The organism is Phycisphaerae bacterium (assembly GCA_035384605.1).
Taxonomy (GTDB): Bacteria; Planctomycetota; Phycisphaerae; order UBA1845; family PWPN01; genus JAUCQB01.
The window spans coordinates 1-10,345 of the sequence record DAOOIV010000149.1 but is presented as its reverse complement, the minus strand read 5'-3'; the positions used below and the strand labels follow the sequence as shown (position 1 = coordinate 10,345).

The 10,345-nt window shown below is 59.2% G+C and carries 6 protein-coding genes; all 6 read right to left on the bottom strand.

Annotated elements, in window-relative coordinates:
- Positions 1 to 170: 170 nt before the first annotated feature.
- Positions 171 to 1,187, bottom strand: coding sequence for a metallophosphoesterase (locus tag PLL20_20200; protein ID HPD32323.1), 1,017 nt, complete (start codon positions 1,185 to 1,187; stop codon positions 171 to 173).
- Between the two features lie 21 nt (positions 1,188 to 1,208).
- Positions 1,209 to 2,252, bottom strand: coding sequence for a metallophosphoesterase (locus PLL20_20195; GenBank protein HPD32322.1), 1,044 nt, complete (start codon positions 2,250 to 2,252; stop codon positions 1,209 to 1,211).
- A gap of 91 nt (positions 2,253 to 2,343) precedes the next feature.
- Positions 2,344 to 4,275, bottom strand: a complete 1,932-nt coding sequence (locus PLL20_20190; protein HPD32321.1) for a glycoside hydrolase family 20 zincin-like fold domain-containing protein — start codon at positions 4,273 to 4,275, stop codon at positions 2,344 to 2,346.
- A 115-nt stretch (positions 4,276 to 4,390) separates the two neighbouring features.
- Complete coding sequence (locus tag PLL20_20185) at positions 4,391 to 7,330, bottom strand: glycoside hydrolase family 38 C-terminal domain-containing protein (protein ID HPD32320.1); 2,940 nt, start codon at positions 7,328 to 7,330, stop codon at positions 4,391 to 4,393.
- Between the two features lie 159 nt (positions 7,331 to 7,489).
- Positions 7,490 to 9,547 carry a hypothetical protein gene (locus PLL20_20180; protein ID HPD32319.1) on the bottom strand — a complete coding sequence of 686 codons (2,058 nt, stop codon included), beginning with the start codon at positions 9,545 to 9,547 and terminating at the stop codon, positions 7,490 to 7,492.
- Positions 9,544 to 10,345: hypothetical protein (locus PLL20_20175; GenBank protein ID HPD32318.1), on the bottom strand; the 802-nt coding region annotated here is incomplete at its 5' end. The genes PLL20_20175 and PLL20_20180, both read right to left, overlap by 4 nt.

The window sequence follows — 10,345 nt, the reverse complement described above, 5'->3', positions numbered from 1 at the left end:
TCACCGCATCATCAAACCGGCGGATTTACAGCATGTTCAGACCGGCGCCGACACCCATTCACGCGTTCGACGGCGAAGGCAAGCCTGATGCTGTTTTCAGGAGCCCAGCGGACCGTTTGGTCAACACCCGAAAGGTGTGTCCTGGATAGCAGCAGCGACTTCTGCAGTGGTCAACCACCGACAGCCAACGGTAGCCTGCTGTTCCTGCGGCACATGTCCGGCAGATCCCACGGAACGGTGAACTGGCTGTTCGAATCGGTCTCAAACTGGCCTAGCGCGGGCGAGTAGGTGCGGACCTGTATCTGGCGGGAGGATGGTACGAATCGGATCAGTCGGAGCCAGCCTTCGCCGCCGTTACTTCGCTTCTGATAGTCGGCCAGCATCTCCACGACCCTGTTACCGGCATCATTCTTCGATATCTGGTGGTATTCCTCCGTGCGGCCCTCATGACCGCAGAGAACCATGAAGATCTGCGGATTGCGACGGATCAGTTTATCCCACACCTCCTCGCCCGAATTGCCGCGTTTGTCATATGCCGGCTTGGTATTTCGTGCGACCCCGTCGCGTCCCTTGAGATAGGCGTGTGTCGAGACGATGGCGGCGCGGTCCGGGTACATCCTCAAGACGTCGATCGCCCATTCGATCGTTGGATCAGGAACATCGATTTCCAGGTGAAGAATCACGAAATCGACGCCGCCACCCGAGAACAACTGGCAGGAGCTCAGCTTGTTCTCGGAGGCGCCACGGTACCAGGGTCGGCCCTTATAGCGATCGGGCCCGAAGTATTTGACGAACGCGACGGCGCTCGACCGGCCTTCGTAGTCGTGGTTGCCGATGGCCACGCCGTAGGGAACCACGCCATCGAGTACTGCCATGGCCTTGTCGGCGACGTCCCATTGCTCGGGGTCTTTGACGCAATCGTTGACGATGTCGCCGACGTGGGTGACACACTTGATGTTCTCGCGGTCGCGATTCGCCCTGATCCAGCGCGTCTGGGCGTAGAACAGGTCAGGATAGGCCTTGCTGTAGATCTGCGTATCGGGCAGCATCACGATGGTGAACGCACCATGATCGAGGCCGGTCTTCGGACCGGCGCAACCGGCAACCGAGATCGCCAGAGCAAACAGGACAGACGCGAACAGACGCAAATGCGCCCCGGAATGCGTGCTCTTCGTGTACGGATACATATGTTCTCCCTTTCGTCGGCTTCAACCGGCAAGCGCGACGGCAGCCGGTTTGGGCAGGCACTGATCCGGCAGCACCAGCGGCACGACAAACTGACTGTCCTCATCGGTTTCAAACTTGTTCAACGCGGGCGAGTACGTCCGCACCTGGATCTCACGGTTGAGCGGTACGAATCGGATGAGCCGCAGCCATCCGTCGCCGCCGTTCTCGCGTTTCTGGTAATCGGCAAGCATCTCGAGGACGTCGGCGCCGGCATCATTGCGCGAGGTCTGCCGGTACTCGCAGAGGCCACCCACGTGCCCGCACAGCACCATGAACACCTGTGGTTGGCGGCGAATGAACTTCTGCCAGATGTCCTCGCCGGCGTTCCCGTCCTTGCGGTATTCGCGTTTTGTTTCGCGTCCGCCGTCACGCCCACTGTGTTTCATGTAGGTGTGGATGCTGACGATGGCGGCGCACGTGGGATACTTCTCGAGCACGCTGCTTGCCCATGCCAGTGCGTCATCAGGCGCCTCGACCTCGAGGAAAAGCATGATCAGGTCGATCCCGCCGGCCGACAGTAGGTGATACGAATTCAGGCCGTTCGGTGAGGCGCCGCCGTAACCCGGCCGGCCTTTGAACCGTTGCTCTGGATTGAAGTACTGCAAGTACATGGTGGCGACGCCCTTTTTCACGCCATCGTCGCTGTCGTAGTCGTGGTTGCCGATGGCCACACCATACGGCACGACGCCATCGAGGACAGCCATCGCCTCGTCGGCGGTCTTCCATTCTGACGGCTTCTTGCTGCGGTTCTGAACCAGATCGCCCACGTGTGTCACGAAGACGATGTTCTCCTTATCACGGTTCTTCCTGATCCAGTCAGTCTGGACGAAAAACAGATCGGGGCGGCTCTCGCTGTAGCGCTGCGTGTCCGGAAGCATGACGATCGTGAAGGGGCCTCGGTCGGCAACGGACGATGGACCGGCGCATGAAGCAGCGATGAGCAGGATCGTCGTGCCTGTGAGCCGAACACAGCCGGATGAGAAAAGCTGAACAGGACAACGAAGTCTGGCGGCGACAGCGATCATGTTGTTTCCCTTTCTCAATGGTCATTGGATATTATTGGAGGCCATCCCTGACGTCAGCCAGACGAGGCCGACCCATGACCACGGCGGCGCCTCAAGGCGGCCGGGCTGGAGGATAGGGGGCGGCGAGCGAGAGCACCTTGAGCCGCCAAGCGATCATCTCATCCAGCAATGCAGCAGCCACCGAGGCAGGCAGAGCCGATTTCCGTCGGGCGAGGCAATCCCGGAGGGCCTTCTCGCCGGATTCCATCTCGCCGGTCAAGGCAATGATTTCCGCATTTCCTTCGGGGGTCAGCGGACACCCCTGTTTCCGAGCCAGAACCATCTGAGCCCGCGCATAAGCGGTCTGCCACGCGAGCACATGCGGTGACGCTCCGGGCGAAAACATCGCATCGGCGATGGCTGCCCGGGCGAGCTGCTGGTCGAAACGGGATGGGTGGGCTGCAAAAACCCCGGCAAGGGCGATGTGGTACGGCGCGGTGGCGCTGCATAGGTACAATCCCTGCATCCGCTCGCCAAGATAGGCCAGTTCGTCCAGAGAGGCCTTTGGGATTATTGTTCGCCCGCCTTCGTCGCGACCGGCGGTCACAAGCGGCGCAACGCAGGGATGCAGCGAACGATCGGTGGGGGCAAACGAGGGCATGAGCCAGCCGTTCTCAAAACGCGAAAAGAAGCTTTGGAAATCCTTTAAGCCCGGGATGCGGAGCGGCGGCCCCCACATGTCGCAACTGTCGAATGCCCGGCTGACCATGTAGTAATCGGTTCTGATGCCGTTGTACCACCAGATCCGGTTCTTGAGTCCCTTGCCGTCCAGATAAGCGTTGAATTCATGATCAAACGCGCAGTGGAACATGAAGGCCCGGCAAACGCGAGCGGATCCGCCCAGGTCCGTGAAGTACTCGTCCGGTCCTTCCGGCCCCCCAATGTAGCCGGTCATCCCCAGGCTGTAGTAGGTAGGGCACCAGAAGAGCGGGAGATCAGATCGGGTGGTCGGAAGGAGATTGCACACCGATTCCAGAATATGGCGCTGCTCGGCGGCGAGGCTTCCACCAAAGGCCCGGACGCAGCGATCACAATGGCCGCCAAGGCGAGCGCGTGGAAGGTCATCGAAAAGGATCAGGAGGAAGTCGCAGCCCAGGCCCAGGAGATGACGCACCCGCGATAGATACGACTCCATTTCTGCCGGGTTGCTAGGGCAGAGGGAGCGACCACCCGGGTTGGCCCCTGCTTTCATGCCTCGTCGATGGGCCTCCTCGACATACCATCGAACGAGCCGATCCTGTTCTTCCTGGCCCTTGGTTAGTCCGGAGGGGATCAATGCGTGATTCAGGCCCCATCTGGCCCACCAGTCCAGTTCGCAGATCAGCGCCTGCTCCTGTGTCATCTCCGCGGTCGCCTGCTTGTTCAAGAATATATCTCGTGTGAACCGGATTGGAATGTCGGGAGTGTCAGAGATGAGCACTTCGGGCCAGGTCGCCTCGCCGCCGTCGGCGGACAGCAGTCCGGCCAGTGCGAAGACGCCGCGAATGACCCCGTTACCACCGAATCCGTGGACAACGGCTCTTTTCTCGTCCGGTCTCACCCCCAGCAGATAGCCGTCCGCCTTCGGCACAGGGAGACTGCAAAACATGTTTTCAAGAGGCGATGACGAGGAGGATTGATCGCTGATGATCGCGCAGATCTCGTCATCCGAGATACGATGTGGCTGGCGAACGGTAACCGTTTGCAGGCCGAAGAGGCGATTAAGCTCTTCACCAAGGCACCTTGCCGCGTAACTGGTGACGGCATCGTCGACGGCGGGGAGAAGGATTGTCACCCGACCTGTGACGACCAGGCGGCCTGAACCGTTTTGCACCTGGCTAACCGGCGGAACCAGGCCGACGGTTGCCTGCTCGGCTGGTTGAGTGTCGGACGGGTGCAAAGGGGGCTGGTCAGCCGCAGCCGTGGTGATGGTAACTGCACCGATAAGAACGGCGGCCACAAACGCGAGACCGAGACAGTTGTGGCATACAGCTCTCCCAGTCATGATGGTGCGGCAGTGACCAGGGTATGTGCTTGTCACCGTGGGCGATCGAAGAAGCATGGCGAGCATTCCTTTATTGTCGCTCCAGCCTGTTGCGCCTGCTTTCCGGAGACGGTCATCACGCCAATTCAAGTCCCATGGTGACTATCTTCTTCGGTCCTGCGAGGATACGCACTGATCGCTCGTCTTTCAGCGGACATTTACCGAGTACGTTTTCCTCAAGATCCAGGTGCCAGGCATTAGACAGATCACGATAGACGCGCAGCTCACCTTCGACGGGATCCTCCGTCGGATTGAAACACCTGACGATCAGAAGACGGCCGTTTTCGGAACGCTTGACCGCGCTGAGCACAAGGTCTTCGGACACAATCTCGAGAAAGCTGTTCTGCAGCGGCAGCATCCGTGCACAGCGATGTTTTCCGACAGGGCACCAACTCTGGACCACTTTAGGGCGGTGGCGATACAGATATGCTTGCCGGAAGACCTTGCCCCTCCGCCAGTCACCCTCGTGAGGAAAGATGGCATACCGGAATTCGTGTTGGCCCGGACACTGGGCCCCGATCTGGTCGGGGTCATCGGTCCGGGTGACTCTCGTCTCGTGGGTGAAGCATCTCAAGAGCGTGATGGCAATAGTGTTCCGGCCGTCCTCGATGATTTCGTACTCCGGCAGTCCATGGTTGAAAACGGCCAGCCCCGCATCTCCGTCGGATACGTCGACGAAGCCCAATTGAGGCTGAGTGGCGCAAGGCGGCTCCAGCCAATCCTTCACCGCGGGCCGGGCGACGGCGCGTTTTTGAACATCAAACGGGGTTTCTGCCCAGCATTCGTTGGTGCGCAGGTGGGTCGGAAAAAGCACGCGGAGCCGATGGTCGCGGGCTGTGTTGTTTACCCGAGTGACGATCTGTACGAGAGGCGAGCCGGCAGTAAGCGTTATTGTCGAGACGATGTCGCAGGATATGCATCGACGGGAGCGGGCCATCTTGTCTTGGGCTGCACATTCAGGAATGCTCAGACTCGTGCCCACGACGAATGAAGCCGTCAACGGATTATGGTGCACCAACTCGATTCTAGCTTCACCGTGGAGGCTGGTTATCGTCTTGTCTTGTGGAGGTGACCGGTGCTCATATGCGTCGCCGATCTCGGCGTCGTCCTCGTAAACATGAAGACTCTCATAGCAGCGTCCCGTGCGTTTGTCTTGGATCGTGAGCGATCCGTCGGCATGAATTTGCACGGCCACGGAGTGGTTCTCCATCGAATTGGGATTCTTGACCTCGACGTGGTCGGTATCCGCCTTGCTCGCCTTCGGCGGGCGCTTGTGCGAGTCCTCCCGGGCGAAGTACGTCACATAGCCCAGGGCTGGAATCGCCTCGGCACGGAGCCACAAGCGGTGCCGGCGAACACTGAATCGATAGGGAAAGCTGTGCGTTTGATGGACCGTATGGACGATTCTATCCGGCGGGTCCGCATGGTAAGGCACATTCCGGCTTCGTGCGTCGACAAGCTGAAAGCCGGACTCGTCTGCTTCCGGAAGATCAAGGTCCAGGCACAGCACCTCGTCTCTGGGGTAGGGCAGCGGATTGAAAACCGTCAGCAATACATCACCTTCGTTCAACGTCGGGTCGTCGATGTTCGAGACGATGCGGCTCAGCGAACGCCGGGTCAGTTCACCGGCCACCAGCTCACACTGGGTGAACCGGGACATCACGTCGCCATGCACCTGATCGGTGCCAGTCCCAGAGATACTGTCATGAGCGTGATTGGCGAGAAGGTACTGCCATGCTTTTCCGAGGGCGCTGTACGGGTAGGGCGCTCCCATGGACCATGCAATGGCGGCGAACGGCTCGGCCCAGCGAATGATCGCGTCTTCGGCTCTGCGATTCGCCTGCTTGAGTGGCATGCGACTGGATAGAGTACTCGCATACAGGCGGGCGCCGGATTCATCCTTCTGGGTGGACCGCATTTCCCCTTTGAGCACAATGGGGTTGACAAGGGTTGACCGAATCCCTGCAAAGAGGTCGGGAAGCGAGCTGATCATCACCTTATCGTCTTCAAGAAGCGATTCAATTTCAGCCACCAGCGCCGGCAGCATGGGATTCAGCTCCATCCAGTCGTGGCCCTCGCCGCAGTAAAGGCAAGGTGTTCTGGATTTCCTGCAGGCCATCTCTCTCAACCGTTGGATAGCTTGGCGCAGCGCCTCCTTGTCCCAGTTGCTCGGGATTCGTGAGGAGTAGTAGATGTCGCTCCCGTTCCCCTTGACGCAGATACTGTGAGAGAGCTCGTCCAGCGGGATCTCGTTGTAGGGAATACAGGTGTCCGGGTTGCGATCGGGCGAAGCGAAGAGCGGACTGGTGACCAGACAGGTAAAATTGAAGCGTCCGCCGAGGGGGGGGCGAAGAGCCAGAAGCCGGCTACCGTCGCTGCCTTCCCACAGATACTCTACATCGACCTCGTGGGCGGGGACGCCCCGATGGAACAAAATGGTGTCTATCCCGAAGCCCTTGTAGATCTGGGGCATCTGGGCGATCTGACCGTATGAAGTCGGCGTAAAACCGACCTTCATGATGCCGTTGAATCTCCGGCCCAATTTATGCCCCATGAGCAGGTTGCGCACCAGACACTCTCCGTAGACGAGGTTTTCCTCAGGCAGGGTGTACCACGGGCCGATCAGCAGGCGACCCTTGGCAACCAGGTCCGCGAGCACGGCGTGTTTCTCTGGGCGAAGTTCCAGGTAATCCTCCAGCAGAATGGTTTGTCCATCCAGATGAAAGTAACGCAGGGCGGGATCACGGTTCATTGCTTCCAGCAAGTGATCCATCATATCCACCAGCATCAACCTGGTCTGCTGGAAGGGCAGCCGCCATTCACGGTCCCAATGAGTCTGACAGATGATGTGCAGTTCGTAGGATTGCCGCTTGGGCGTGTTCTCACGGCAAGATAGCGTGTCTGGGTTTTTCTCGACGGCCGCAACGTGATTCACACCCGCGATCGAAGGCGGTGCATACGAGGCCGAACCTCTTGGCTCAATGGCATCGGGGTGAGTCTGTTCTCGATAGTTCACGTACTACCACTCCACTTGTTGTCTAATGAACAGCCGTTCACAAGTTGTTCTTGCGCCAAGATCAATTGCTTGCGTCCGCTACGAGCACTCTCCCGGGTACTGCGCCGCCGTTCTGCAGCGGAGGAGTCGGCGGCTACATCGGCGCGGACACACCCGCGATCAAGGACCATCGATATACACCTGCATCGCATCCTTTGCTCCGATCGGCGGCAAGGGAATCCTGCGTCCAGTCCATTTGTCATAAGGCTGGTGATTGATCCTGACACCCTTTGGGGCCTGCGCCAGTGTGACCGTCGCTGTTCGCGGTTCATCATGGATATTGCCGATGGTCAGGAAAAACCCCTTCTTTGACCGGCGAACCGCCGTCATAAGATAAGGGTCGATCGTCACACCTCTCTTTTCCAGCGTCAACGCATCGATGATCTGGAGGAAACAGAACTGCCGCATCTCGTAGCCGAATCCGCATTCGGTCAGGTCATTTGTATTCACGTAGTCCGAGAAACGCACCGATGAGTACACCTGGCGGGCGTTTGGATCATGAACGATCATGGGTTCCCGGGTCTCGCTGCTGAAAGCCAACGGCCGGCCGGCGTGCCGCGCGACGACCGCATGGCCCAGAAACTCTCCATAGACGCGGCTTGGGATAAGCGATATTTGGTACTTCCTGACGCCGTGATAGAGCGAGGCATCGGTATAAGGACGGGGACGAGCAAGGTCGCCGCGCTTCGGAGAATACGTCTCGAACATGAACTCGAACCAGGGGTGCTCCAGGGACAATCGCTGGGTCTCGATGTTCAAACGCCTTGAGCTCAGCGTCACCGGTGAGGGAAGACGAAGGAGCAGGTCCTTGGCGTTGTTCCCGACGAGATCCACGTCGGCATCTTCCCATAGGCGGCCTTTTTCATCCCTGGCGCCCGTCAGCCCGGTGACCAGAACGGGGATCCGCGCTTCTCTGATCCGATTGATGTCCGCGATACTGAGGCATTCCACATCCTCAAGGTAGAGCAATTCCAGCTCATCCAGATTGTCGAGAACTGAAATCGGTGTTGCGTCAAAGCCCAGCCGCTCGAGGCCGACAACGACCTTATCGACGTGTTGTTCACGCCATAGATCGCCCTCCTTTCCGCGGAAGGCGCGGGTCGGTTGCGAGTCGAACACCCCTATTCGGATCGGCACGAGATGTGTCGACGCCACGTCGCGTGCGTACAGCGGGTCCTCGCGCGTGGACGCATCCACGGCCTGCCGTTGGCAAGCCCAGAAGGCCAGATTCACGCCATCCGGGAGGTTCGCGACCATCAAGCGGGTATGGCAGGTGTAGTACTCGCGGAAGTAGCCGAATACAATCCAGAGATTGTTCGGGATCAGATGATCGTGCCAGTACTTCCAGTTACGCGTGAAATTGGGAGGGAGCCGGCGACCGGCGTAGTAGGTGTAGAACATCACGTAATCGACCTGTTGAGCTGCCTGCGGTCCGATGATCCATCGCGAGACTCCTGCCACGGCAAGTTTCTTACCCGCCTGATGAACCGGCTCGCTGAGAATGCCCAAATGCCGTGCGGTTCGTTGTTGGTCCCACGCGATCAAGCTTTGATCGAACGAGGCTGTGTCTTCGTAGTGGGGGGTCGGGTGGACCTGCACCGGAAAACCGGCCGCACCGGTGTCATGTCGGTAATCCTTCTCGCAGCCGTCGCAGTAGCACAACGCACGATTCAGGAAATCCTCAAGAATAATGCCGTCTACCGATTCCCCGGCGAGCTTTCGAAACAGTTTCTGTCCCTGGAACCGGTAGGGCTCATCCCAACCTGCGCAGACGCAATCCTGGTTGACATACTTGTTTTGTCCCGGTCCGCGCTTCAACAATTTGCGATCAGGCGGGATCCGGTCGAGGTCGGAGAGGCGAGTGCTGGCCAAACCTACATCGAAGTACTCGATGCCCCGCGCTTTCAGCATGGCGTGGATATCTTGCTGTGTCTCATTGGATGCCTGGCCGAGACGAACGCGGGCAATGAGATCGAAACCCAAGTCGATGAACTGATTCAGATCCTCGCGCGGCACATTGATCGCTCCAAGCCGGCTGACCTTCTCGCCAAGGCGGACGGCTGCCGGAACTCCCGCTGAGCCGCTCGTTTCAGCCCAACTCTCTCCACCCAGACCTTCGATCGAGACGGGGCCCACCACAAGCAGCAGAGCAAGCCCTCCAGTTCGTGCCGGTCTCATGTAGACGTTCCCCCTGCGGAAAGCGAAGGGCGTTGCTCGACCTTGGCGTCGGCTCGCGTGTTCGCTCCCGGCAGAATCTCTTCGGAATTCGGTTCCATGCCGGCCGCGATCAGAACTTCTTCCTGGCCTACCGGAGTGTTCAACCGGGCAAAGAAACGATTCAGCTTAGCTTCGTCCTCTGGCGGGGTCATGTAACTAACAATAATATAAGCGGCGATTCCGGCGGGCAGGTACAAAGATGCTTGATACCAGACAGTGTCCCAGCGGTGGTCGCTCGCCGAGACGATCGCATCGTGCTCTGTAAGCCACCATACCAACGCCGAGGTGACCACGCAGGCCCAGGCTCCCCAACTGTTGCCGCGCCGCAGAAACATTCCCAGCAGAAAGGTCGGCCCGATGAACGCGGTGATCTTCCACCAGAACTCGATCGCCTTCGTCACGGTTCCCAGCCAGAAGGCCGCTCCCAGGCCGGCACACACCAGAAAAACACCTGTCAGGCGAGCCGCACGGAGATAATGCTCGTCCGATCCCGTCCGACACACGTGCCGTGCGTAGAGGTTGCGCGAAAAGATGGCTGCCCCCGACACCATGATGGCATCTGTTGTGCTCATACCTGCGGCCATCATCGACGCGAGCATCAGACCGGTCAGGCCGTCCGGCAGGTAGGACCGAGTTGCCAGTCCGAATGCCATTTCCGGGTTTTGAAGATTGGGCCAGATCGCGGCGGCGCACAAGCCGACCAGCGCCCATGCCACCGTGCAGATGCGTTTCATGATAGTCCCGATCTGAACGCCCAGT

What these genes read in the sequence shown, in the direction of transcription:
- PLL20_20200 (HPD32323.1), bottom strand. Translation starts at nt 1,187, where the DNA reads ATGTATCCGTACACGAAGAGCACGCATTCCGGGGCGCATTTGCGTCTG.
- PLL20_20195 (HPD32322.1), bottom strand. Translation starts at nt 2,252, where the DNA reads ATGATCGCTGTCGCCGCCAGACTTCGTTGTCCTGTTCAGCTTTTCTCA.
- PLL20_20190 (HPD32321.1), bottom strand. Translation starts at nt 4,275, where the DNA reads ATGACTGGGAGAGCTGTATGCCACAACTGTCTCGGTCTCGCGTTTGTG.
- PLL20_20180 (HPD32319.1), bottom strand. Translation starts at nt 9,547, where the DNA reads ATGAGACCGGCACGAACTGGAGGGCTTGCTCTGCTGCTTGTGGTGGGC.